This is a genomic window from Bacillus toyonensis BCT-7112, assembly GCF_000496285.1.
GTDB classification, from domain to species: Bacteria; Bacillota; Bacilli; order Bacillales; family Bacillaceae_G; genus Bacillus_A; species Bacillus_A toyonensis.
In genome coordinates this window covers 1473076-1496860 of the sequence record NC_022781.1, presented here as the reverse complement: position 1 = coordinate 1496860, position 23785 = coordinate 1473076, and the positions used below count along the sequence as shown (strand labels likewise).

General features: G+C 35.4%; 25 protein-coding genes and 1 tRNA gene. 21 read left to right on the top strand and 5 right to left on the bottom strand.

The annotated features are described in order from the left end of the window. The first annotated feature begins 111 nt into the window (after positions 1–111). Positions 112–1008, top strand: coding sequence for a deoxyribonuclease IV (locus BTOYO_RS07700; protein WP_000912445.1), 897 nt, complete (start codon positions 112–114; stop codon positions 1006–1008). 19 nt (positions 1009–1027) lie between these two features. On the opposite strand, the gene BTOYO_RS07695 is transcribed toward BTOYO_RS07700, so the two are convergent. Further along, positions 1028–1282, bottom strand: a complete 255-nt coding sequence (locus BTOYO_RS07695; protein WP_001048958.1) for a DUF2624 domain-containing protein — start codon at positions 1280–1282, stop codon at positions 1028–1030. Between the two features lie 149 nt (positions 1283–1431). Here BTOYO_RS07695 and BTOYO_RS07690 point away from each other — a divergent pair, with 149 nt between their 5' ends. From BTOYO_RS07690 to BTOYO_RS07675, 4 genes are all read left to right on the top strand, one after another. After that, positions 1432–2310 carry a YitT family protein gene (locus tag BTOYO_RS07690; RefSeq protein WP_000435959.1) on the top strand — a complete coding sequence of 293 codons (879 nt, stop codon included), beginning with the start codon at positions 1432–1434 and terminating at the stop codon, positions 2308–2310. Positions 2311–2490: 180 nt separating this feature from the next. Beyond that, positions 2491–3261, top strand: coding sequence for a metal ABC transporter ATP-binding protein (locus BTOYO_RS07685; protein ID WP_001059665.1), 771 nt, complete (start codon positions 2491–2493; stop codon positions 3259–3261). Beyond that, positions 3261–4094 (top strand): metal ABC transporter permease, encoded by an 834-nt coding sequence (locus BTOYO_RS07680; protein ID WP_000613814.1) that lies wholly within the window; start codon positions 3261–3263, stop codon positions 4092–4094. The genes BTOYO_RS07685 and BTOYO_RS07680 overlap by 1 nt, the downstream gene beginning before the upstream one ends. A 13-nt stretch (positions 4095–4107) precedes the next feature. Beyond that, positions 4108–4521: a Fur family transcriptional regulator gene (locus tag BTOYO_RS07675; protein WP_001054515.1), complete on the top strand. Its 414-nt coding sequence runs from the start codon at positions 4108–4110 to the stop codon at positions 4519–4521. An 80-nt stretch (positions 4522–4601) separates the two neighbouring features. Here the strand turns inward: BTOYO_RS07675 and ispG are convergent, their stop codons facing one another. From ispG to BTOYO_RS07660, 3 genes are all read right to left on the bottom strand, one after another. Further along, entirely contained in the window at positions 4602–5705 is a 1104-nt protein-coding gene (gene ispG / locus BTOYO_RS07670) for a flavodoxin-dependent (E)-4-hydroxy-3-methylbut-2-enyl-diphosphate synthase (RefSeq protein WP_162148120.1), read from the bottom strand. A 164-nt stretch (positions 5706–5869) separates the two neighbouring features. After that, positions 5870–6223 (bottom strand): hypothetical protein, encoded by a 354-nt coding sequence (locus BTOYO_RS07665; RefSeq protein ID WP_000825413.1) that lies wholly within the window; start codon positions 6221–6223, stop codon positions 5870–5872. Positions 6224–6296: 73 nt separating this feature from the next. Beyond that, on the bottom strand, positions 6297–7055 hold the full coding sequence (locus BTOYO_RS07660; protein WP_000021678.1) for a DUF1189 domain-containing protein: 759 nt from the start codon (positions 7053–7055) through the stop codon (positions 6297–6299). Positions 7056–7297: 242 nt separating this feature from the next. Here BTOYO_RS07660 and BTOYO_RS07655 point away from each other — a divergent pair. The 14 genes from BTOYO_RS07655 (at position 7298) to glcK (ending at position 21557) form a co-directional block, all read left to right on the top strand. Further along, positions 7298–7371: transfer RNA gene (locus BTOYO_RS07655), tRNA-Ile, on the top strand. 224 nt (positions 7372–7595) lie between these two features. Further along, entirely contained in the window at positions 7596–8207 is a 612-nt protein-coding gene (sodA, locus tag BTOYO_RS07650) for a superoxide dismutase [Mn] (protein WP_001052031.1), read from the top strand. A gap of 117 nt (positions 8208–8324) precedes the next feature. Further along, entirely contained in the window at positions 8325–9602 is a 1278-nt protein-coding gene (locus BTOYO_RS07645) for an MFS transporter (protein WP_000871363.1), read from the top strand. A gap of 189 nt (positions 9603–9791) precedes the next feature. Beyond that, positions 9792–11849, top strand: a complete 2058-nt coding sequence (locus tag BTOYO_RS07640; protein WP_002039608.1) for a peptidoglycan D,D-transpeptidase FtsI family protein — start codon at positions 9792–9794, stop codon at positions 11847–11849. 338 nt (positions 11850–12187) lie between these two features. Continuing rightward, positions 12188–13105 carry a PstS family phosphate ABC transporter substrate-binding protein gene (locus BTOYO_RS07635; RefSeq protein ID WP_000871833.1) on the top strand — a complete coding sequence of 306 codons (918 nt, stop codon included), beginning with the start codon at positions 12188–12190 and terminating at the stop codon, positions 13103–13105. A gap of 27 nt (positions 13106–13132) precedes the next feature. Then, a complete protein-coding gene (gene pstC, locus BTOYO_RS07630; RefSeq protein ID WP_000940896.1) occupies positions 13133–14083 on the top strand; it encodes a phosphate ABC transporter permease subunit PstC in 951 nt (316 codons plus the stop codon). A 1-nt stretch (position 14084) separates the two neighbouring features. Next, positions 14085–14951 carry a phosphate ABC transporter permease PstA gene (gene pstA / locus BTOYO_RS07625; protein ID WP_001242538.1) on the top strand — a complete coding sequence of 289 codons (867 nt, stop codon included), beginning with the start codon at positions 14085–14087 and terminating at the stop codon, positions 14949–14951. Between the two features lie 28 nt (positions 14952–14979). Next, the gene (pstB, locus tag BTOYO_RS07620; RefSeq protein ID WP_000226691.1) at positions 14980–15795 is read left to right on the top strand and encodes a phosphate ABC transporter ATP-binding protein; all 816 of its coding nucleotides are present in this window, start codon (positions 14980–14982) and stop codon (positions 15793–15795) included. Positions 15796–15966: 171 nt separating this feature from the next. Further along, on the top strand, positions 15967–16623 hold the full coding sequence (gene phoU, locus BTOYO_RS07615; protein WP_033657342.1) for a phosphate signaling complex protein PhoU: 657 nt from the start codon (positions 15967–15969) through the stop codon (positions 16621–16623). A gap of 370 nt (positions 16624–16993) precedes the next feature. Further along, the gene (locus BTOYO_RS07610; protein ID WP_023441045.1) at positions 16994–19348 is read left to right on the top strand and encodes a sugar phosphate nucleotidyltransferase; all 2355 of its coding nucleotides are present in this window, start codon (positions 16994–16996) and stop codon (positions 19346–19348) included. A 69-nt stretch (positions 19349–19417) separates the two neighbouring features. Then, positions 19418–19567 carry a 50S ribosomal protein L33 gene (gene rpmG, locus BTOYO_RS07605; RefSeq protein WP_001265616.1) on the top strand — a complete coding sequence of 50 codons (150 nt, stop codon included), beginning with the start codon at positions 19418–19420 and terminating at the stop codon, positions 19565–19567. A 104-nt stretch (positions 19568–19671) separates the two neighbouring features. Beyond that, on the top strand, positions 19672–20250 hold the full coding sequence (locus BTOYO_RS07600) for a 5-formyltetrahydrofolate cyclo-ligase (RefSeq protein ID WP_000656840.1): 579 nt from the start codon (positions 19672–19674) through the stop codon (positions 20248–20250). 103 nt (positions 20251–20353) lie between these two features. Next, positions 20354–20554, top strand: a complete 201-nt coding sequence (locus BTOYO_RS07595) for a YqgQ family protein (RefSeq protein WP_000253699.1) — start codon at positions 20354–20356, stop codon at positions 20552–20554. Positions 20555–20573: 19 nt separating this feature from the next. Continuing rightward, a complete protein-coding gene (gene glcK / locus BTOYO_RS07590; protein WP_000391710.1) occupies positions 20574–21557 on the top strand; it encodes a glucokinase in 984 nt (327 codons plus the stop codon). A gap of 81 nt (positions 21558–21638) precedes the next feature. On the opposite strand, the gene BTOYO_RS26060 is transcribed toward glcK, so the two are convergent. Continuing rightward, positions 21639–21812, bottom strand: a complete 174-nt coding sequence (locus BTOYO_RS26060) for a DUF2759 domain-containing protein (RefSeq protein WP_000524850.1) — start codon at positions 21810–21812, stop codon at positions 21639–21641. Positions 21813–21982: 170 nt separating this feature from the next. Between BTOYO_RS26060 and BTOYO_RS07580 the strand changes: the two genes are divergently transcribed. Continuing rightward, positions 21983–22612, top strand: coding sequence for an MBL fold metallo-hydrolase (locus BTOYO_RS07580; protein ID WP_000872319.1), 630 nt, complete (start codon positions 21983–21985; stop codon positions 22610–22612). A 9-nt stretch (positions 22613–22621) separates the two neighbouring features. Further along, on the top strand, positions 22622–23734 hold the full coding sequence (locus BTOYO_RS07575) for a class I SAM-dependent methyltransferase (protein ID WP_000525128.1): 1113 nt from the start codon (positions 22622–22624) through the stop codon (positions 23732–23734). Positions 23735–23785 lie beyond the last annotated feature (51 nt).

The following is a 23785-nucleotide window of genomic DNA, read 5'->3' as shown; positions in this document are numbered from 1 at the left end:
TAAATAGTCATATAAATTTGTGTAGTGCGTTTTTTGTGAACAAACAATTCACTACATATTTCTACAAATTATGCTATCATTATAACTATTGTATATTGAAGAGGTGATTGTATGTTAAAGATTGGATCTCATGTCTCAATGAGTGGTAAGAAAATGTTATTAGCAGCAAGTGAAGAGGCTGTTTCATACGGTGCAACGACGTTTATGATTTATACAGGTGCACCGCAAAATACACGAAGAAAACCAATTGAAGAATTGAACATAGAAGCAGGACGTAAACATATGGAACTGAATGGTATTGAGGAAATTATCGTCCATGCACCATATATTATTAACGTTGGTAATACGACGAAGCCAGAAACATTCCAATTAGGTGTAGACTTCCTGCGCATGGAAATTGAAAGAACAGCGGCATTAGGTGTTGCGAAACAAATTGTTCTTCACCCAGGAGCGCACGTTGGTGCTGGAGCAGATGCAGGTATTCAACAAATTATTAAAGGGCTTAATGAAGTAATAACGCCTGAACAGACGGTTAACATTGCGCTAGAGACGATGGCTGGAAAAGGAACAGAGTGTGGTCGTAGCTTTGAGGAAATTGCAAAGATTATTGATGGTGTAAAATATAATGAAAAGATATCTGTATGTTTTGATACGTGTCATACGCATGATGCGGGTTATGATATTGTAAATGATTTTGACGGTGTATTGAACGAATTTGACAAGATTGTTGGTGTAGATCGATTACAAGTGCTTCATATTAATGATAGTAAAAATGTGCGTGGGGCCGGAAAGGACCGTCACGAAAATATCGGTTTTGGTCATATCGGTTATAAAGCATTGCATCATATTGTACATCATCCGCAGTTAATGAACGTGCCAAAAATTCTTGAAACACCATATGTAGGTGAAGATAAAAAAGATAAGAAGCCACCATATAAATTAGAAATCGAAATGCTGAAAAACGGTACTTTTGATGAGGGGATTCTTGAAAAAATTAAAGCGCAATAAGGAGGGGGGTATCCCCTCCTTATTTTAGTAGTTGCTGAAATAAAGTGTTTACTTGTTGCGCGGTAGCAGGGGAAGTTACTTTTGCGATTTGTTTTAAGAGTTCTAGTCGCTCATTATTATCATAAATGTTAATATTCTTTCCTTTCATAAGTAAAACAATTTGATCAGCTTGTGCAGTTGTAATTGAAACTTCATATTCTTTACTATATTTCAATAACTCTTTTGTAGAAATATGATTTAATTTTTTATTCACAATTTGTTTAATGAGATTCATCGAGTTATCCTCCTTCATACGTTCTTCTATCGAAATATATGAGTGCGTAGCTTGTACATATTCTTATAGAGTTTCTTTTTTCATGAGGAAAAGAAGCGTATGTTATAATGTAAGGACAAAACTACAGAAAAAGAATATAAGGAGGACTTATGGAACAAAAGCAACATCGAAAAGAAAGCGTTATCCATCTCATTTATCGTTTAGTAATGATTATTTTTGGGGCAGCGTGCGCGGCGGTAGCGATTGAATTATTCTTAATGCCAAATAAAATTATTGATGGTGGAATTATTGGTATTTCTCTTATATTAGATTATCTTACTCCTAATATTTGGTGGTTAAGTTTTTCTACTTTAGTTGTTATCCTCAACATTCCGTTTATGTACTCTGGGTATAAGCAAATCGGAAAAACATTTATGTTATCCTCAGCATTTGGGATTGTAGCTTTAGCATTTATTGAATCGACATTACATGCTGTTCCACCATTTACAACTGAGCCCATTTTAGCAACAGTTTTTGGTGGCCTTATTTTGGGGCTTGGTGTAGGACTTGTTATTCGTCATGGCGGATCAATGGACGGAACAGAAATTATGGGGATTTTATTAACGAAGAAATTACCGTTTTCTGTTGGTGAATTCGTAATGTTTGTGAACTTATTTGTTTTTGCATGGGCAGCATTTGTATTTGGTGTCGAACAAGCTATGTATTCTGTTATGACGTACTATATTGCATTCAAAACAATTGATACGGTAATTCAAGGTTTAGATGAAACGAAAGCAGTTTTAATTGTATCAGATCAGTATGAGGAAGTATCAAATGCCATTTTGCATCGTCTCGGTCGTGGAACTACAAAGCTTGTAGCCAAAGGTGGTTACACGGATAAAGAAAAAGAAGTTATTTATGCAGTTGTAACGCGTTTGGAAGTGACGAAGTTAAAATCAATTGTGCATGAAATTGATGAAAATGCATTTGTTACGATTATGAGTACACAAGAAACAAATGGTGGTAAGTTTAAATCAGCTATCCACTAAAAAGTTACTTGGAATATTTTTCGAAAGCAGAGAATTTTTCTCTGCTTTTTGTTATAATAGTAAGGTTTCTTGAAAAAATAGATATAATTTAGGCAGATTGGTTTACAACTATAATAAGCTGTACTATAATTCAAATAGATATAAATCGGAATCATTCTGAATTAAAATAGGTGAGATGCTATGAATAATATATTGGAAATAGAAGGATTAACGTTTCGATATGAAGATCGAAATGTGTTAGAAAATATTAATTTGCAAGTTCCGAAGGGAGCTTTTTTAGGTTTAGTTGGGCCAAATGGTTCTGGGAAATCCACTTTACTAAAATGTTTATTAGGCGTTTTAAAGCCTAAACAAGGGAGTATTCGCTTGTTTGGTGTTGATAGCAAGAAGTTTAAAGAATGGAACAAACTTGGCTATGTATCCCAAAAGGCAAATAGTTTCAACTCTGGTTTTCCAGCAACTGTTTTTGAAGTTGTGTCAATGGGGCTCGTTTCGAAAAAAGGTCTTTTTCGCTTTTTCACGAAAGACGACAAGGCGAAGGTAGAAAAGGCGATTGCTGATGTAGGGATGAGTGAATTTCAAGGTCGCAATATTGGAGAGCTTTCTGGTGGACAACAACAACGTGTATTTATTGCTCGTGCGCTCGTTAGTGATCCTGAATTACTTATTTTGGACGAGCCTACTGTTGGGATTGATGTGAAAAATGTGGAAAGTTTTTATGAGATATTAGAGGATTTAAACAAAAGGCTTGGGATTACATTAATTCTTGTTACTCATGATATGGGGGCTGTTACCGAGAAAGTAACACATGTTGCATGTCTAAACCAACATTTACATTTTCATGGGAATGTAAAGGAGTTCCGAGAGTTAGAAGATGCAGAAATGTCCGTCTTATATGGACATCATGTCCATCGTTTAAAACACGAGCATGAGCATCACGGGAGGATATAATGATACAAGATTTTTTACAATATGACTTTTTACGTAATTCTTTATATGCAGGTATTTTAATTGGACTTGTTGCACCGCTTATCGGTGTGTTTGTTGTTATTCGTCGTTTATCTCTTATTGCAGATGCATTAAGTCACGTGACGTTATCAGGTATTGCAGCAAGTTTACTACTTGAAAAAACAATTTTTACAGGTGGCTTTTTAAATCCCCTATATATGGGGATGATTTTCTCGATTGGGGGAGCGTTACTAATTGAAAAGTTACGAACTGTATATAAGCATTATCAAGAATTAGCAATTCCGATTATTCTTTCAGCAGGAATGGGAATTGGAGTTATTTTCATTTCACTTGCAAATGGATTTAACACAGACTTATTTAGTTATTTATTTGGTAGTGTAAGTGCTGTAACGAGTACGGATTTAATTATTATTGGGATTGTAGCAATTGTTGTTATTGCGACAATTATTTTATTATATAAAGAGCTGTTTTTATTATCATTTGATGAGGAATACGCAGTATCAACTGGTTTAAGGGCAAAATGGATTCACTTTATCTTCATTATATTAGTTGCTCTTGTCATTGCAGTATCAATGCGTGTAGTAGGTGTTCTTCTCGTATCCTCATTAATGACGTTACCAGTTGCAGCAAGTATTCGTATTGCTAAAGGATTTAAACAAACAATTTTCTTTTCCATTTTATTTGGTGAAATTGCAGTAATTGGTGGAATGTTTGCTTCGTATCAACTTGATCTAGCACCAGGTGGTACAATTGTTATGATAGCAGTTCTTATTTTAATCGGTGCGATTTTATGGAAGAAGAAAAAAACTGCATAAAGTAGGGATAGGTATGAATCTAACAGAAGCTTTACGCCTAATGAAAGAAAAAGGATACAAACATACTGGGAAAAGGGAAGAGATGCTCAGATTATTTGCAGCTCACAATCGTTATTTAACAGCAAAAGATGTTTTAGAGCATATGAAGGATGATTATCCAGGTCTTAGTTTTGATACGATTTATCGTAACTTAACGGTTTTTGCTGAAATCGGCGTTTTAGAACAAACAGAATTAAATGGTGAAAAACATTTTCGTTTTACATGTTCCATTATGGAACATCATCATCATTTTATTTGTTTAGATTGCGGGGGAACGAAAGAGATTACTTCCTGTCCAATGGATTTTATGAATAAAGATTTTAACGGTTATGAAGTAACAGGGCATAAATTTGAAATATACGGCCGTTGTCCAAAGTGTGCAAAATAAAAACTCGTCGGTTATATAACTGACGAGCTTTTTTGCATAAAAAAGAAGGTTGCTCACAAATATTGTGGGCAACCTTCTTTTTATTGTTCTTGTGTTTCTTTTTCTTTATCTCTTTCAGCAGCCATTTCAGCAGCAATTACATCGATTTCTTTTTTCAGTTCTTCTACCATTGTTTCTTCTGGTACTTTACGAACAACTTGCCCTTTACGGAATAATAATCCTTCTCCACGTGCACCGGCAATACCGATATCAGCTTCACGAGCTTCACCAGGGCCGTTTACAGCGCAACCAAGTACTGCAACTTTAATTGGTACTTGCAGTGTAGAAATATATTCTTCCACTTCGTTAGCGATGCTAATTAAATCAATTTCAATACGACCGCAAGTTGGACAAGAGATAAGTGTTGCTGCATTAGATGCAAGACCGAATGACTTTAATAGTTCACGTGCAACTTTTACTTCTTCAACTGGATCAGCACTTAATGAAATACGAAGTGTGTTTCCGATGCCTTTACTTAAAATTGCTCCAAGACCAGCGGCACTTTTTACAGTTCCAGCAAACAATGTGCCAGATTCTGTAATACCTAAATGTAATGGATAATCAAAAGCGCGAGCAGCTTTTTCATATGCTTCAATTGCTAAGTTAACATCAGAGGCTTTCATAGATACGATAATATCGTGGAAATCTAAGTCCTCTAAAATTTTAATGTGATGTAGTGCGCTCTCAACCATGCCATCTGCAGTTGGGTATCCGTACTTTTCTAAAATGTGACGCTCTAATGAACCAGCGTTTACACCGATACGGATTGGAATGCCACGCTCTTTTGCTGCATTTACAACAGCTTCTACTTTATGGCGACGACCAATGTTACCTGGATTGATACGTACTTTATCAATGCCACCTTCAATTGCTTTTAAAGCAAGGCGATAATCAAAATGAATATCAGCAACAAGTGGAATGTTGATTTGTTTTTTAATATTAGCAATAGCATTTGCTGCGCGTTCATCTGGAACGGCAACACGAACAACCTGACAACCAGCTTCTTCTAAACGTTTAATTTCAGCAACTGTTGCTTCAACATCATGTGTTTTTGTTGTTGTCATACTTTGTATAATTAATTCATTATTACCGCCAATTGTTAAATTACCGACTTTAACTGGACGTGTTTTTGTACGATGAGTCATTTCATTCACGAATAGATCGCTCTCCTTATAAAAGAAGTTTCTTATTTAGTCCCTCATATCAATGATAGTATACGTGATATAGGGCTATAGAAACCGAAGTGCTCGGTTTCACTTTTACTATTGTATCAGCGCCTTTATGTAATTGACAAGGATTAAGTGATCGCTTATTGATATAACGGGAATTTATAAGTCTTTCCAATTTGAATTTTTGTAGCAGATGTACTTTTATTTAATTGTTTAAAGTCATCAATTACCTTTTCAATAGAAGGGATTTTTTTCTTATTAATTTGTTCTGTAATCGAAAGAACGGTCTCACCAGTTTTTACTTCAATTGCTTTATAAGTAACATCTGTTTCTTCCTTTTTGCTTTGTTTTGTAGTTGTTTCTTCTTTTTTTATAGTTTGAGCAGCTGTTGTTTTTTTGTATGAACTTAACATCGGTAAAGTACCGATTTTTATATCGTAATAAAATATATAACCGAGAACAAGCACGAATAAGAATATACCTAATCTCTTCATATTCTTCACTCCTTTGCTAGGAATATATGCTTGTCCAAAAAAAAAATGCCTATTTAGGCATTTTTTATCGTTCTTATTTTTCTTTCGGTTGTGGAACTTCTTTAAGTGTTAAGTATAGAACAATTAAAACAACTGCGATATAAATGAATGTTGAACCAGGTACGACGATTTTAAATAAATCCATAATCATAAAGAAGATTGTTGGAATTGTGTAACTGTAAGCAGTTAATGTCCAAACTTGTTTGTAGGATAATTTACGTTGTCCGCTCATAGCAGAACCGATGAACGCAAGTAAAGTCACGCCTACAAAAGTAATGAATAATTGGAATAGGTACACTAAAAATCCGATAACAAATAATAAAATTGGATAGATACTATCGAATAGAGAAATAAAGTCTTGTAAATCTTTTTTCTCAAGAGATGCACCTAATAAGTCGTTATAGGAATACGTTTGTGTTTGACCATTTCCCATGGAGACTACTTTATCTTTTAAAACAAATAAACCCGTTTTATTTTGATATTTTTCTAAGTTTGTTGAATTTGGATCAAATACGAAAAGGGCATTTCCATCTTCTTTTTCGATAGGTTGATCAATATCTGCTGTTAGTTCGCCATTTTCAATTTTAAAATCAGGTAAATCTTTTTCGATTACTTTATTTACCATATTAACACCGTCTTGAATAACGCTACCGTACAAGAAAGTTCTTGGAATAGTAGTGATTAGGCAAAGAAGCATAATATACAAAATGGTTTTACCGATTTTTTGAAAACGGAAAAGCGCAATATCTTTAGGCGAATATACGCTTTTTGCTAGCTGTTTAAAAATGGACATAGATTCACTTCCTTTATGTATGTATAAAGTCATTGTAACGTAGGAATCTAGAGAATCTCAAGATATATTATATTTACATATAGTGGAGATAACTAAATTTCTTTTTAATAATTTTCTTCTTTTAAATGAGAAAAATACAATTGACACTTTTCTTTTTTATATGGTAAATTTATCTTACATTTCTTAAAGGATATATCCGATAGGAATTCAGTTGTTTAATATGTTATTACATACATAATTATGGACCCTTAGCTCAGCTGGTTAGAGCAGACGGCTCATAACCGTCCGGTCGTAGGTTCGAGTCCTACAGGGTCCATACCCATTTCGCATGTTTATTATGTCAGCAGGAAGCTTCCTTGTAGAAGGAAGCTTTTTTTACGGAATATATGAGCATTTTAATTGAAAAGAAGTGGGAATTTTGCTACTTTAATGATAGCAAGACAATGTGATTTATTTGTTTGCACCCTATGGCAATTAGGGTAGAATGAAGTTGTATGTCACACATATGGTGGCAATACATAAACTGGGAGGAATATAACAATGGCAAAACACGAATTACCAAACTTACCTTATGCGTATGATGCTTTAGAGCCTCACTTTGACAAAGAAACAATGAACATCCATCATACAAAACATCACAACACGTACATTACAAACTTAAACGCTGCTTTAGAAGGTCATGCAGAACTAGCTGACAAAAGCGTTGAAGAATTAGTTGCAAACTTAAACGAAGTACCAGAAGCAATCCGTACAGCAGTACGTAACAATGGTGGTGGACATGCTAACCATACATTCTTCTGGACAATTCTTTCTCCAAACGGCGGGGGACAACCAGTAGGCGAACTTGCAACTGCGATTGAAGCGAAATTCGGTAGCTTCGATGCATTCAAAGAAGAATTCGCAAAAGCTGGCGCAACTCGCTTCGGTTCTGGTTGGGCTTGGTTAGTAGTAAACAATGGTGAGTTAGAAGTAACAAGCACGCCAAACCAAGATTCTCCTCTAACTGAAGGTAAAACTCCAGTTATCGGTTTAGATGTTTGGGAGCATGCTTACTACTTAAATTACCAAAACCGTCGTCCAGACTACATCGGTGCATTCTGGAACGTTGTAGATTGGAACGCTGCTGAAAAACGTTACCAAGAAGCAAAATAATTATAATAATTATAGAAAAAAGCTAGGAGAATGCTCCTAGCTTTTTTCTATGCTTTCCTTTTACATAATTGGGCTTGTCTTTGGAAGACTAGAACATGAAGTAAAGGAGAGTTGTGTATGAAGTGGAAACATATAATTGGTGACGTTGAAGTGAATCGGGATTTAGTGTTATTGCTCCTTATTGGAGGTTTATACACGCTCGCAATTTCTTTATCGAATACGTTTGTTAATATTTATTTATGGAAACAAACACAAAATTATGTGAATCTTGGCTTGTATAATTTGGCCAGCGTTGTATTGCAGCCTCTCACATTTCTTATAGGTGGGAAATTAGCGAAACGTATTGACCGCTCAATCTTGTTACGAATAGGCGTAGGCACGTTAGCAATTTTTTTTATCGTTGTTTTAGTAGCGGGAAAAAGCGCTTCTCACTATATTTTATTAATGGGGGCTCTTTTAGGAGTCGGATATGGTTTTTATTGGCTCGCGTTTAACTTATTGACATTTGAGATTACAGAACCAGAAACAAGAGATTTCTTTAATGGGTTTCTTGGACTTCTTACATCCTTCTCTGGAATGATTGGACCGATAGCGGCAGGATACACAATTTCACGTATGGCAAAATGGAGTGGTTATACTGTCATATTCTTTCTTTCATTAGTGCTATTTGCAATTGCTGTCGTTTTAAGCTTTTTTTTATCTAAGAGAGAATGTGAAGGGCGTTATGAAATTACAAAAGTATTGAAGGAGCGACGGATTGATAAAAATTGGGGGAGAATTACACGTGCTCATTTTTTCCAAGGGTTGAGAGAGGGAACATTTATTTTTGTTATTTCAGTATATGTGTACTTAGCAACCGATAGTGAGCTCGCATTAGGGAAATATAGCTTAGTCAACTCCGCTGTATCATTTGTATGTTACTACTTAGTTGCTCGTATGTTGAAGAAAGAGTGGCGAAAAAAAGCGATTTTGCTTGGAGGCATTATTTTATATGCGGTCGTATTTTTAGTTATATTCAATGTTACATACACAAAATTACTTATTTATGCAGCATGTATCGCGATCGCATACCCTATTTTACTCGTTCCGTACGGGTCAATGACATATGACGTAATTGGTAGAGCGAAAAATGCGAGAGAGTGGCGTGTAGAGTATGTAGTTGTCCGGGAATTATGGTTAAATGCTGGAAGGATTTGTTCGGTTTTAAGTTTTTTATGTGCTGTGTTATTCTTTCCGCCTGAAAAAAGTTTACCTTTCTTACTATGTATTTTAGGTGCTGGACATTTTCTTATTTATTTTGCAATTAAAAATGTCAAATATGATGAGGGAAATGTGGGGAAAACCAGCGTTGTAGCGCAAGAAACTACTCAGAATCAAACTGAACCAGAAGGTTAACTTATCGTTTGTTTTATGCTAAAATAGAAAAAGATGTAAGACAGCAGTGAGGACACCTGTATGAAGGTGTCCCTTTCACATTACATAGCTGTTGGTAGAGGGGGTTTGTATGAGCAAGAAGCAGAAACAACAAAAGAAAAAACTCACGTTCCTTTTCGATTAAACGTGCTGTTTTTTTGCGTATTTTTAATGTTCTCCGCGGTTATTGTAAGGCTCGGATATGTACAAATTGTTCGTGGTGAGGAATATAAGAATGAAGTAGAGAAGAAAGAGAATTCAACGATAAGTAATCCTGTACCGCGCGGGAAAATCTTTGACCGCTATGGGCGACCTGTAGTAGATAATACAGCTGTTCGTACTATTACATTTACAAAAATGAAAGGATCAACTGCAGAAGATCGCTTAGAAACAGCGAAAAAATTAGCAGAGTTGATTGAAGTACCGACAGATAAATTAACAGATCGAGATAAAAAAGATTATTGGATTGCGATGCATAAAGAGGAAGCGAAAACAAAAATTACGAGTAAAGATCGTCAAGAATTGAAAGATAACAAAATTGACGATAAAGAATTAGACGAGCGTCAACGAAGTCGTGTAACAGAAGAAGAGATTAATCAATTATCCGCAAAAGATTTAGAAATACTAGCGATTAAAAGTAAGATGGACGGCGGATATGCAATGACACCTCAAGTTATTAAAAAAGATGCTACAGAAAAAGAATATGCGATTATTAGCGAGAGCCTAGCAACATTACCAGGTGTAGATACGAATGTTGATTGGGATCGAAAATATACGTATGATGATTTATTCCGAAGTGTTCTTGGTGGGGTGTCGACGGCGGATGAAGGTTTACCGAGAGAAAGACTAGATTACTATCTGGTTCGTGATTATAATCGAAATGACCGAGTAGGGAAAAGTTATCTTGAACAGCAATATGAAGATAGCCTGCACGGTACGAAAGCAGAAGTGAAAAATATTACAGATAAAAATGGTAATATTTTGGAAACGATTAATGTATCGCAAGGACAAAGCGGTAATGACCTGAACTTAACAATTGATATGGAATTACAAAAGCGTGTGGAAGATATTCTTGCGAAAAACTTAATGAGATTTAAAGGAGCGGAACCTCTTTTAGATCGTGCTTTCGTTGTTATGACGAATCCGAAAAACGGTGAAGTGTTATCTATGGCTGGAAAACAGCTTGTTACGAATGATGAAGGAAAAACTGATGTGAAAGATTTCGCTTTAGGTACGATGACAAGCTCGTATCCTGTAGGTTCAACAGTAAAAGGTGCAACGATTCTGACAGGGTATCAAACAGGTGCAATTCAACCAGGATCGGTACAGTTAGATGAACCAATCAAATTAAAAGGTACACCGACGAAATCATCTTGGAAAACAATGGGATATATTAATGATCTTACAGCGTTAAAAATGTCTTCTAACGTATATATGTTTAAAACAGCGATGAATATTGCTAATGTTCCATATGTGAGAGGTGGTACGTTAGATATAAAACAAAAATCATTTGATACGATGCGTTACTATTTCGGGCAGTTTGGATTAGGTGTAAAAACAGGAATTGATTTACCGAATGAATCTGCTGGTCAGATGGGTAGAACAGACAATATCCCAGGGTTTTTACTTGATTATGCAATCGGTCAATATGATACGTATACACCACTTCAATTAGCTCAGTATATTTCAACAATTGCCAATGGTGGATATCGTATGCAGCCGCAAGTTGTGAAAGAGATTCGTCAACCGGCAGTGAAACCGGAGGAAGTTGGAAAAGTTGTTCATTCGATGGAACCGAAAGTGCTAAATCGTATTGATATGCCTGAATCACAAATTAAACGTGTTCAAGAAGGATTCAGACAAGTATTTAACGATTCGGGTGGTACAGCTACAAAATACTTTACAGGTGCAAAATATAAAGCTGCAGGGAAAACCGGTACAGCCCAAACTGTGTATGGCGGAGATAAAGAGATTGGTAGAAATGCAAAAGGTGAGCGTGTTCAAGTTTATAACTTAACATTAGTAGGTTATGCGCCACTTGAAGACCCTGAAGTAGCATTTTCTGTTGTTGTTCCGTGGGTACATGATGATAAGACTGGTATTAATGGATATATTAGTCGTGAAATTATGGATGCTTACTTTGATTTGAAAAACCAAGAAATAAATGGTGAAGCTCCAAAAGATGCAAAAGATAATAAAAATGAAAAAGAAGATCAAGATGAGGAATAAAAAAGTTGTAAAAAAAGCACACTATCTGAAAAGATAGTGTGCTTTTTTTTATGGTTTATGCATATCGTGTAATAAATGTGGACAAGTATAAAATATTGGAAAAAGCACGCGGTCTCACAAATGATAATTTTATATTGTGTATAGGGGGATAACTGTCTTATGGACTAATTAATTATCGGTGGAAATGAATAGCGGCTACTGATTAAAGTTTTATCTTATGTTGATTCCTGTGGAACTTTACAAAACTTTTACAAACAATTAAAACCGAATTAATAGTTTAGCAGTATTCTTATATCTGTAATCCTGTTATTTCCGGTTACTTCTAGGAGGAAGAACACGTGAAATGGATGAGTGCATCGATTAAAGTTTTTATATTATCGACATGGTTCCTTTGTTTTGGCATATCTACTGCATTTGCTGTGAACGAAATGGGAGAAGTGAGAGTTGATGGATCCTCAACGGTTTTTCCTATTATAGAAGCAGTAGCGGAGGAATATACAAAGGAGCATCCAAACGTGAAAATTTCTATTAGTGTTTCTGGAACTGGAGGAGGATTTAATCGTTTCAGTAAAGGAGAAGTGGATATAAATAATGCTTCGAGAGTAATGAAACAAGTGGAAGAAAATGAAATGAAGAATAACTCCATTCAGTTTACACCCTTTGAGGTTGCTTATGATGGTCTTACGATTGTTGTAAATCGTCACAATACTTGGGTAGACAATATGACAGTAGACGAGTTACGTCTCTTATGGAGTGAAGATGGAAGAGAGAAGCGATGGTCGCAAGTTCATTCAACATGGCCACGTGCACAAGTGAAGTTTTATGCACCAGGTGTAGACTCTGGTACTTATGATTATTTTCAAAATGTCATCTTACAAAATCGTCGCATTGTAAAAAAAGTCTCTTTGTCTGAAGATGATCAAGTTATTATGCAAGGAGTAATGCATGATAAAAATGCCATTGCTTTTGTAGGATATGCTTATTATATGGCCAATCGAGATAGGGTGAAAGCGATAAAAGTGAACGGTGTATTTCCGACGAAAGAGACTATTCAATCAGGTGATTATAAGCCGTTATCTAGATCGTTATTTACTTATGTGAATGATGCATCTATCCGACAAAAAATAAATGTAGCAAATTATGTTGAGTTTATGATCAAACATGTTGGTAACCTCGCTGAAGAGGTTGGATATGTAAAATTACGAAAAGAAAAATATAATGAACAGCTGCGAATGTTAACAGAAATCAAAAGGTAATGTCAGGGTGGAAAGGGGTTTTCATCTTTGGCTCATAATGACAAAAGTCAAATTACATTTTCTGTACAACATTTGATTGAAAGAAATACAAAACAAAGAAAAAAAATGCAACGAATCAATCAAATAGTTCCATTATTATTAAAAATAATTGCTAGTGTGTCTATTGTGACGACAATTGGAATTATTTTTACGTTGGCAAATGAAACAATGATGTTTTTTCAAAAAATATCATTATACTCCTTTTTGACGGAGAAAGAATGGTTACCGTTTTTTGAAGATCCTAAATTCGGTATATTACCACTTATATGTGGAACAGTCCTTGTAACAGCAATCGCCATGTTTGTAGCAATTCCTATCGGTTTAGCGTGTGCTGTATTTTTGAGCGAATACGCTTCAAACGGTGCGCGAAAAATATTAAAGCCGATGTTAGAACTATTAGCAGGTATCCCGACAATTGTATATGGTTTTTTTGCATTAACAGTTGTCACGCCACTTTTACAACGAATGATACCGAATTTACAGTTTTTTAATGCAATTAGTCCAGGAATCGTGATTGGATTTATGATGATACCTACAGTTGCATCTTTATCTGAAGACTCGATGAGAGCTGTGGCGAAAGGAACGAAAGAAGCCTCGTTAGCGCTCGGTGCGACTCGGTTTGAGATGGTAAAACAAGTAGTGTTTCCCGCAGCTTTTACAGGAATTATGGCAGCGATTATATTAGCGGCTTCTAGGGCAATCGGTGAAACAATGATAGTTGTAATTGCAGCGGGATCCACACCGAATGTATCGCTGGATCCGACGCACTCTATTCAAACGTTAACAGCCTATATTGTGCAAGTGAGTTTAGGCGATGCTCCGCATGGAACGATTGCTTATTACAGTATGTATGCCGTAGGCGCAACGTTATTCTTGTTTACTTTTATAATGAACATCATTTCGCAGTATATTGTGCGCCGTTTTAGGAGGGTGACATAATATGCGAATGTTGAATCATAAAAAAATACAAGAAAATATGGCATCACGTTTTTTTAAAGATCGAATTTACAAATTGTTATTTTATATAGCAATTTTGTTTTCAATCGTAATTTTGCTTATTTTGCTTTTTCAAATTTTTGAAAAAGGGTTAAGCTATCTTTCAATAGATTTCTTTACAAACTTCGCTTCACGTAATCCGAAAGAAGCCGGGATTGCTGCAGCTTTGTCGGGGACAATATTATTTATGAGTATTGTTATACCGGTCTCGTTTATATTTGGAGTCGGGACTGCCCTTTATTTAGAGCAATATGCGAAGGAATCTATATTTAAAAAGGTAATAGAAATTAATAATCAAACGTTAGCAGGAGTACCTTCCGTTGTATTTGGATTACTTGGCTTAACTATTTTTGTATATGCTCTTCATTTAGGCGAGAGTATTGTTGCAGCGGCGCTGACGATGAGTTTGCTCGTCTTACCGACAGTTGTTGTAGCTAGTCAAGAAGCGATACGATCTGTACCAAGTTCATTATTAGAGGCTTCTTACGGATTAGGTGCTACGAAGTGGCAAACGATGTATCAAATTGTATTGCCGGTAGCTTTCCCAGGAATTATAACGGGTTGTACGTTAGCGGTATCAAGAGCAATTGGAGAAGCGGCACCGTTGTTAGTAATCGGAGCATTAGCGTTTGCAAATTATGTTCCATTTAGTATGTTTGATAGATTTACAGTTTTACCAATTCAAATTTTTAATTGGATGAGTAGACCACAAGAAGAATTTCAGTATGTAGCAGCAGCTGGGATGATTGTTTTGCTAGGTCTGTTACTCTTTATCAATATATTTGTCTTATGGTTACGGAATCGAAAATAAGTTGGAAGTGGATGAAAGGGGAATTCAAATGGTAGCAACAGTAGTAAATGTACAGGTGAAAAACGAAGAGAAAATCCAGACTGCTCCAAAAAAAGTAGTATTTGATACGAAAAACCTAAATTTATGGTATGGAGAAGACCATGCTTTAAAGGATATTAACTTAAGTATTCATGAGAATGAAGTTACAGCAATTATTGGACCAAGTGGTTGCGGTAAATCAACGTACTTAAAAACATTAAATCGTATGGTAGAGTTAGTACCGATCGTTCGAACTACAGGCGTGATTGAATATAGAGAACGTAATATATTTGATAAATCGTATCCAGTTGAAGAATTACGCACACATGTAGGAATGGTGTTCCAAAAGCCAAATCCATTTCCAAAATCTATTTATGAAAATGTAGCATATGGACCGAAAATCCACGGTGTTCGTGATAAAAAAACGTTGGACGAAATTGTTGAAAAAAGTTTACGCGGGGCAGCAATTTGGGATGAATTAAAAGATCGTTTGCATGATAACGCATACGGTTTATCTGGTGGACAGCAACAACGCTTATGTATTGCACGTTGCTTAGCGATTGAACCAGACGTTATTTTAATGGATGAACCAACATCGGCGTTAGATCCAATTTCGACGTTAAAAGTAGAAGAATTAATTCAAGAGTTAAAGAAAGACTTTAGTATTGTAATTGTAACGCATAACATGCAACAAGCAGCGCGTATTTCAGATAAAACAGCTTTCTTCTTAAGTGGGGAAGTTGTGGAGTATACAGATACAAATAAATTATTCACAACCCCTTCAGATAAGCGTACAGAAGACTATATCACAGGACGATTCGGTTGATATCGCTAGCAAGGCTAAGAGAAAATGCCCTCTTAACAGAGGGCATTTCTTATTTTTACCTCATTTTAATAGAGAATTAAAACTTCTCCTATCTTACTGCTTATGGCGAGTATAAGAGGTTAGATAGGAGATTTATATAAAATGGCACATAATATTGAGGGGGAAGAAACGATGGTAAGAGAACAGTTTCAGTGTGATTTAAAAACGTTACAGCAAAAGGTAATTGAGCTTGGTGAATTAGCAAAGGAAGCTTTATTAATTGCTATGGAAGGTCTGCATACAAGAGATGTAGAGAAAGCGTTAGAGGTCATTGATGGTGATTACCGCATGGATAATTTAGAAGAGGAAATAAACGATCTTGCTCTTATGCTTATTACGAAGCAACAGCCTGTAGCAAGTGATTTAAGAAGAATTTTTATTTCAATTAAAACAGCGACAGATTTAGAGCGTATTGCAGACCATGCTGTTAATATTGCGAAATCCACAATTCGTCTTGGAGAAAAAGAAGTAACAGTTAGTTTGCAAAATCTTGATGAAATGTTTGCGATTGCTCATAAGATGCTAAATTTAGCATTGGAAGCATACGAACAAGAAAATTTAACTTTTGCTAAACAAATTGCTGAGATGGATGATTCAGTTGATGAAATATATGGGAAGGCAATTCGTGAATTTATATCCTCGATCCCTGAACAACCAGAGGCTATTACACAAATTACACAATTATCCTTTGTTGCAAGATATATTGAGCGTGTAGCAGATCATGTTACAAATATTGCTGAGAATGTATTTTATTTAGTAAAAGGAAAGCATTATTTATTGAATGAATAGGAAGGAAAGTAGGTGATGAGAAATCACCTGCTTTTTTTAGTCAAAACATGACAAAAAAAGCTCATTGTTTCCTTTAGTTTATGATGATAAGATGTATCATAATATAATGGGAAAATTAGTATTATTGGTTTTTATTCAGTGCTTTTTTACTAAGTTAATAGTAAGCGCTTTCTTTGTTGTTTGAGGGTGATAAAAATAGCCCTTCTTATTAAAGTTTCATTTTATATGGAAGAAGATTATAAGCAGAGATTTTCCATAGCACAATGATTTGTTGAAACAATCAAGCTTATATTGCTAGTTCATGTGGGATAGAGAATATACATATGGTGTATGGATTTATTGAACATTATATAAGTGGAGGCTGAAGTATATGAAGGGGGTTATTTTAGCTGGAGGAAAAGGAAGACGCCTTAGACCATTAACATGTAATACTCCAAAGCCGATGTTGCCATTATTAGAAAAACCAGTTTTGGAATACAATATTGAATTGTTACGTCAGCATGGTATTCGTGAAATTGCAATTACAGTTCAATATATGAGTGCGGCCATTAAGCAATATTTTGGCGATGGTAGTAAATGGGGAGTTAACTTGTACTATTTTGAAGACTCCCCTCCACTTGGAACGGCAGGAAGTATTAAACAAGCGGAAAACTTTTTAGATGAAACATTTGTTGTTATAAGTGGAGATGCATTAACTGATTTTCGATTATCAGAAGGAATTGCGTTTCATGAACAAAAGAAAAGAATGGTAACTATGTTTGTAAAGGAAGTAGAAAACCCACTCTCATTCGGTTTGGTTGTAATGAACAAAGAGCAAGAGGTTACACGATATATAGAAAAACCAAGCTGGAATGAGGTAATCTCCAATATTGTGAATACAGGGATTTATATTATGGAGCCAGAAATCTTTTCTTACATACCACCCCGAGAATTTTTTGATTTCAGTCAAGATGTGTTTCCATTATTAGCAAATAAGAACGCGTTATTTGCATATTTGTCAGAAGGTTATTGGTTAGATATCGGTACATTTGATCAATATCGACAAGCACAATTTGATTTGTTAACGAAAAAATTGCAAGTACCTATTCCTTATACGGAAGTGTTACCGATGGTATGGATGGGAGAAGGTGTGACGATTGGAAAAGGGACGAAAATTTATGGCCCATCTTTTATTGGAGAAGGAGCAAAGATTGGTGAGGGGGCTGTAATTGAGCCGTACTCTATTATCGGGAAAAATAGTATTGTTTCAAGTTACTCTCATCTTCAAAAAAGTATTGTTTTTGCAAATGCTCACATTGGGGAGTATTGTGAGCTATTAGAAACGACAATAGGAGAGCATACAATGGTTGAAGATGACGTTACGTTGTTTCAAAAAAGTATTGTAGCGGATCATTGTCATATAGGGAAGAGTACGGTCATTAAGCAAAAAGGAAAATTATGGCCTTATAAGGCCATTGATAGTCATTCGATAGTAGGATCGGCTGGTGTTCAAGAAAGTGAAAAAAGCGCTGGCTGGTTACAAAAAAGCCGTATTGTAGGGAGAGGGAATGTTGAGATTACTCCGCAATTTATTGTAAAAGTGGCGATGGCGTATGGATCTCTTTTCGGAAAAGGGGAAAGCATACTAATTGGGAGTCAAGAACATATAGAAACAACTTCTTATAAAAATTTATTTTTACATGCTATTCATGGTATCGGGATTCATACGATGGAATGTAAAGAGATGAACGAGTCACTTTTTCAGTATAGCATTCATAATTTGCAATGTGCAGGTGGGGTTTTCGTTCAAGTGGAAAATGAAAAAGAAGTTGTTATAAAGCTGTATGGTAAGAATGGAATGCTGTTAACGTATAAGCAGCAAAAAGCAATAGAACAAGTATATATGTCCGAGTCGTTTTATTACGTATGTGAGAAAGAAATGGGACAAAATACGCCAGTCCACGTTTCTTTAAATGACTATATAGAAGCTGTATTAGAATGCATTGATATTGAACAAATACAAAAACAAAAGTTTCATCTTCTTATTAATAAGAGAAATGATATGTTACAACATTTACTTATGCTCTTTCTTCAAAGGCTTGGGTGCACAGTTACATGGATTTATGCGGGCGAACAAAAAGATCATGTGAAAGCTTTGATGAAATCAAGTAAAGCGAATATGGCGCTTATGTTTTCTGAGCAAGGAAATTATTTCGAGTTATATGATAATCATAGTAATATTTACCAAGGTACAGATTTTGAAGAAATAGATCTTCCTGACTTATTACTGGAATCAAAAGGGAATATTTACCCAATGTCTTTGAAATTAGGAGAATGTTACCTTCTATTTTATATACATGATGAAAAAAAGGCGTTTCAAGTAAAGTGGAAACGAGATATTTTATATCGAATTGGAAAGTTATTCGAGTTAACAGCACTGCAAGAAAAGGCGTTTCTTAGCATAGTAGAGCAATCACCGCCGCTTTATTTACTTTATGATGAAGTTGTGTGTTCATGGAACGAAAAAGGGAAAGTGATGAGGAAATTATTGGCCGATATGGAAAGAAAGGAAGAAGGTATATTTGAAGGAGTGCAGTTCAAATATACCGAAAAAGAATGGTCTTATATCGTTTCTGATACAAAACAACCAAAATTTTTGGTGTATTCACATGCTAGAAATCCAGTGATAGCAAGGGAAAACATGAAAAATCTTATAGAAAAAATTAGACAATATCAAAAGGTGTAGAATTTTTATTTTAAAAGTGGTATTATGGTATAGTCTGATTTAAGTTATTAGTACTGGAGGGAAATAAGAATGCGTGTGAATATTACTCTAGCATGTACAGAATGCGGAGATCGTAACTATATCTCAAAGAAAAATAAACGTAACAACGCTGAGCGTATCGAGCTTAAAAAGTATTGCAAGCGTGACAAGAAGTCTACGTTACACCGTGAAACAAAGTAAGCAGTAGGAATATTTTCCTACTGTTTCTTTTTTTATTCGATTCCTATATTAAAAGTGATACACTATCATCATAGAGTAAAGTGTCACTGTAGGGGGGAAGATGTGTGAAAGAAGAGAAAATACGTTTACGTAAACAAATAATAGAACACATGAATTCTTTATCGGAAGAACAGTATGCAACTTTATCAGAGCAAATCGCAGTTTCGTTGTATGCGCAAAAAGAGTGGGTTGAAGCTGAAACAATTGGAATCACTCTTTCAATGGAAAATGAAGTGAATACATATCCTATTATAGAAAAAGCTTGGGAAGAAGGAAAGAAAGTTGTAGTTCCGAAGTGTAATAAAGGAACAAGAACAATGTCCTTCCGGCAAATTAGTAATTTTGATCAATTAGAAACAGTGTATATGCATTTGCGTGAACCGATTCCATCGCTTACTGAAGAAGTGAATGCGGATGAAATTAACCTTCAAATCGTACCAGGTGTAGCTTATACAGAGCGAGGAGAACGGATTGGATACGGCGGGGGCTATTATGATCGTTATCTCGTGCATTATAAAGGGAAAACGCTATCATTAGCTTATGATTTTCAAATGGTAAAACAAATTCCAGTGGAACCATTTGATAAAAATGTAGAAAAAATTATTACAGAAAAAGGAACAATGGTTATAAATGGGCTTGTATAGACAAATAAAAATTGACGAGACTTTTTCTTCTTGATTATAATAAAATATGTGAACGTTTTCTTATTATAACTTTTTATAGTAAGTGAGCATAGAGGGTGATGAAATGGTATCTATTTATGATATTCAGCAATTGCTAAAGAAATTTGGTACGATTATTTATACGGGTGATCGAATTGCAGATTTGCAATTAATGCAAGATGAGCTACGTGAATTAAATCAGTCACAGCTAATCGATCCACAAGACTATCAAACAGCTTTATTTTTATTGAAGCAAGAAATTCAAAAAGAGCTAAATAAGAATTAGATAAAGGTAGGTAAGCAACATGGAAGAGAAATGGTTAGTTGGTGTTGACCTTGGTGGTACAACGATTAAATTAGCATTTATTAATGTATACGGTGAAATTTTACATAAGTGGGAAATCCCTACGAATACAAATGAGCAAGGAAAACATATTACACTTGACGTAGCGAAGGCAATTGATAAAAAATTAGAAGAGTTAGGCGAATTAAAAAGCAAGTTAATTGGTATTGGTATGGGAGCTCCTGGTCCTGTGCATGTGGCATCTGGAATGATTTATGAAGCGGTTAATTTAGGGTGGAAAAACTATCCATTAAAAGATTTACTAGAAGTAGAAACAGGGTTACCTGTTGTAATTGATAACGATGCAAACTTAGCAGCGCTTGGCGAAATGTGGAAAGGTGCTGGCGAAGGAGCAAAAGATTTAATTTGTATGACGCTTGGCACTGGTGTCGGTGGTGGTGTAATCGCCAATGGTGAGATTGTACACGGTGTAAGTGGTGCTGCTGGTGAGATTGGACATATTACAGTCGTTACAGAAAATGCTTTCCCATGTAATTGCGGAAAATCTGGTTGTTTAGAAACAGTAGCTTCTGCAACGGGTATTGTGCGTGTTGCTATGCAGAAAATACAAGAGACTGATAAAGAAAGCATGTTACGTTCTATGTTAGCAGAAGAAGGACGTATTACATCAAAAGATGTTTTTGAAGCGCACGGACAAGGTGATGAACTAGCAAATGAAGTAGTAGAAAAAGTAGCTTCTTATTTAGGATTAGCTGTAGCGAATCTTTCTAGTACGTTGAACCCAGAGAAAATTGTTATTGGTGGAGGCGTTTCTAAAGCTGGAGATGCACTATTAGAACCAATTCAAAGTTATTTCGAGCAATATGCTTTCTCACGTGCTGTAAAGAGTACGAAGTTAGCCATTGCAACACTTGGTAATGATGCAGGTGTTATTGGAGGAGCTTGGCTTGTAAAAAAGCACAAATACGAAGCGAAGATGATATAAGTTGTGAAATGTGAAAAGAGGAAGGGGGAAACCCTTCCTCTTTTTGCGTAAAATCTTGATGAAGAATAACATGTAAGTGAATTAAGCTGCTGGCGGATACCCGTTATATAGAACAGTCATGATCGTAAACCATCCGAAAACGAGTACAGTCGCAATTGCAAAGCCGCCTGCGAAAAAGTTCTTTTCGCGAAGTGTTCTAAGCGTAGCAAAAACAGCTAATAGAGTGACAAGCGTAAAAATAATAACAAGGCCCATACAATATCCTCCTCTGTCTACCTATTCTTAAATATGAGTTTTTAGAATATTTACTCTTTTACATTGTACATGTTTTAAAAATGATTGTCGAGATAGCATCCTTTCTTTTCCTAAGAGAAAGAAATGTTGTATCATTAAAAGTAAGTTTAATAACTGGAGGAGATTTTCATATGAAATGGACACAAATGCCGTTAGGACCATTACAAACAAATGCTTATATTTTAACGAATGATCAAAATGAGTGTATTATCTTTGACCCTGGTCATGAAGGAGAGAAGCTCGTTACATATTTACAAGAAGAACAATTAAAACCACTGGCGGTTTTATTAACGCATGCCCACTTTGATCATATTGGTGCTGTTGATGCGGTAAGAGACGCTTTCCATATTCCTGTATACGTACATAAAGAAGAAGCAGATTGGTTAGGAGATGGAACTGTAAATGGCTCTCAAATTTTTATGATGAACCGTAGTATTACAGCTAAGCCAGCGGATCATATTATTGATGCAGAAGGTACATTAACAGTCGGTTCATTTAATTTTGAAATTTTTGAGACGCCAGGACACTCTCCAGGAAGTATTTCTTATTATAGTAAAGAGGCGAATGCAGTGTTCTCAGGAGATGTATTATTCCAAATGAGTATTGGAAGAACTGATTTACCTGGTGGAAGTTTTGCTGAATTAATTGGAAGTATTGAAGAGAAATTATTCGTATTGCCAGATGAAACAGCGGTGCTATGTGGACATGGTCCAGAAACAAGCATCGGTTTTGAAAAAGAAAATAATCCATTTTTACAATAAGGAGTCATTATGGGGATGGAGCTCATTTTAAGAGAATGGATGGGGAAAGAGAAAGATTATTCGATTTCATATAGTACGTATATGAACCTCGTATTGTATGCAGAAGGGCATGGCTATTATATGAAGGACCGTGAAAAGATTGGAAGACAAGGCGATTTTTTTACAAGTAGCAATGTATCCTCTGCTTTTGCAAAAACATTTGCTAAGTTTTTTATTCGTCTTGTTGAGAATGATGAAGTCGCTCCAAATATTTGTGAGATTGGCGGGGGAACAGGAAAGTTTGCCTATGATGTTTTACAAGAATGGAAGCAATTATCTCCGGAAACCTTTATTGATTTAAACTATTCAATGATTGAAGTGAGCCCTTTTCATAGAAAATTACAACAAGAGAATCTGTGCTCATTTTCTAATGTATCGTATTATACATCTTATAGTAAAATGGGAGAGTCATTCGAAGGAATTCTTTTTTCGAATGAGTTATTTGATGCATTTCCTGTTGAAGTAATTGAGAAGAGAAATGGAATGTTGTATGAAGTACGTATTACGTATACAGAGGAAGGGAACCTTGCTGAAGTATGTAGACCGTTAGATAAAAGAATCGGTCGCTACTTACTGAAATATAACATTCATATTGCAGAAGGGCAGCGTTTTGAGGTGCCAATTGCGATGGAAGATTATGTAAAGGGAATTGCAAAATGGTTTCAAAAAGGTATATGTATTACAGTTGACTATGGATACACAAAAGCAGAATGGACGTACCCTGCGCATCGGGAAGGAAGTTTACGTGGGTATTATAAGCATAAGTTAATACGTAATCCTTTAGCGTATCCAGGGGAAATGGATCTTACTACTCATATTCATTGGGATGAGTTAAAGGAGATTTTTAACCTTCAGGGAATGAGTGCAGTATGGCATAAGAAGCAATCTGAGTTTTTGTTAGCTGCAGGAATATTAGAACAGCTTACGAGTCATCAAGATACGAATCCTTTTTCTGAAACTCAAAAACAAAATCGAGCAATTCGTTCTATGATTTTGAACGGAGGATTAGGGAATGCCTTTGATGTTGTTATACATACGAAAGACATACAGAATTTACATCTGAATCGGTATTTAACAATATAAAAAACAAGACACAGCATATTTCTGTGTCTTGTTTTTTAATACGACGTATGT

Excerpts from the sequence above, each read along its gene's own strand:
- BTOYO_RS07700 (WP_000912445.1), top strand. The coding sequence starts at position 112 with ATGTTAAAGATTGGATCTCATGTCTCAATGAGTGGTAAGAAAATGTTA.
- BTOYO_RS07695 (WP_001048958.1), bottom strand. The coding sequence starts at position 1,282 with ATGAATCTCATTAAACAAATTGTGAATAAAAAATTAAATCATATTTCT.
- BTOYO_RS07690 (WP_000435959.1), top strand. The coding sequence starts at position 1,432 with ATGGAACAAAAGCAACATCGAAAAGAAAGCGTTATCCATCTCATTTAT.
- BTOYO_RS07685 (WP_001059665.1), top strand. The coding sequence starts at position 2,491 with ATGAATAATATATTGGAAATAGAAGGATTAACGTTTCGATATGAAGAT.
- BTOYO_RS07680 (WP_000613814.1), top strand. The coding sequence starts at position 3,261 with ATGATACAAGATTTTTTACAATATGACTTTTTACGTAATTCTTTATAT.
- BTOYO_RS07675 (WP_001054515.1), top strand. The coding sequence starts at position 4,108 with ATGAATCTAACAGAAGCTTTACGCCTAATGAAAGAAAAAGGATACAAA.
- ispG (WP_162148120.1), bottom strand. The coding sequence starts at position 5,705 with ATGACTCATCGTACAAAAACACGTCCAGTTAAAGTCGGTAATTTAACA.
- BTOYO_RS07665 (WP_000825413.1), bottom strand. The coding sequence starts at position 6,223 with ATGAAGAGATTAGGTATATTCTTATTCGTGCTTGTTCTCGGTTATATA.
- BTOYO_RS07660 (WP_000021678.1), bottom strand. The coding sequence starts at position 7,055 with ATGTCCATTTTTAAACAGCTAGCAAAAAGCGTATATTCGCCTAAAGAT.
- sodA (WP_001052031.1), top strand. The coding sequence starts at position 7,596 with ATGGCAAAACACGAATTACCAAACTTACCTTATGCGTATGATGCTTTA.
- BTOYO_RS07645 (WP_000871363.1), top strand. The coding sequence starts at position 8,325 with ATGAAGTGGAAACATATAATTGGTGACGTTGAAGTGAATCGGGATTTA.
- BTOYO_RS07640 (WP_002039608.1), top strand. The coding sequence starts at position 9,792 with ATGTTCTCCGCGGTTATTGTAAGGCTCGGATATGTACAAATTGTTCGT.
- pstA (WP_001242538.1), top strand. The coding sequence starts at position 14,085 with ATGCGAATGTTGAATCATAAAAAAATACAAGAAAATATGGCATCACGT.
- pstB (WP_000226691.1), top strand. The coding sequence starts at position 14,980 with ATGGTAGCAACAGTAGTAAATGTACAGGTGAAAAACGAAGAGAAAATC.
- phoU (WP_033657342.1), top strand. The coding sequence starts at position 15,967 with ATGGTAAGAGAACAGTTTCAGTGTGATTTAAAAACGTTACAGCAAAAG.
- BTOYO_RS07610 (WP_023441045.1), top strand. The coding sequence starts at position 16,994 with ATGAAGGGGGTTATTTTAGCTGGAGGAAAAGGAAGACGCCTTAGACCA.
- rpmG (WP_001265616.1), top strand. The coding sequence starts at position 19,418 with ATGCGTGTGAATATTACTCTAGCATGTACAGAATGCGGAGATCGTAAC.
- BTOYO_RS07595 (WP_000253699.1), top strand. The coding sequence starts at position 20,354 with ATGGTATCTATTTATGATATTCAGCAATTGCTAAAGAAATTTGGTACG.
- glcK (WP_000391710.1), top strand. The coding sequence starts at position 20,574 with ATGGAAGAGAAATGGTTAGTTGGTGTTGACCTTGGTGGTACAACGATT.
- BTOYO_RS26060 (WP_000524850.1), bottom strand. The coding sequence starts at position 21,812 with ATGGGCCTTGTTATTATTTTTACGCTTGTCACTCTATTAGCTGTTTTT.
- BTOYO_RS07580 (WP_000872319.1), top strand. The coding sequence starts at position 21,983 with ATGAAATGGACACAAATGCCGTTAGGACCATTACAAACAAATGCTTAT.
- BTOYO_RS07575 (WP_000525128.1), top strand. The coding sequence starts at position 22,622 with ATGGGGATGGAGCTCATTTTAAGAGAATGGATGGGGAAAGAGAAAGAT.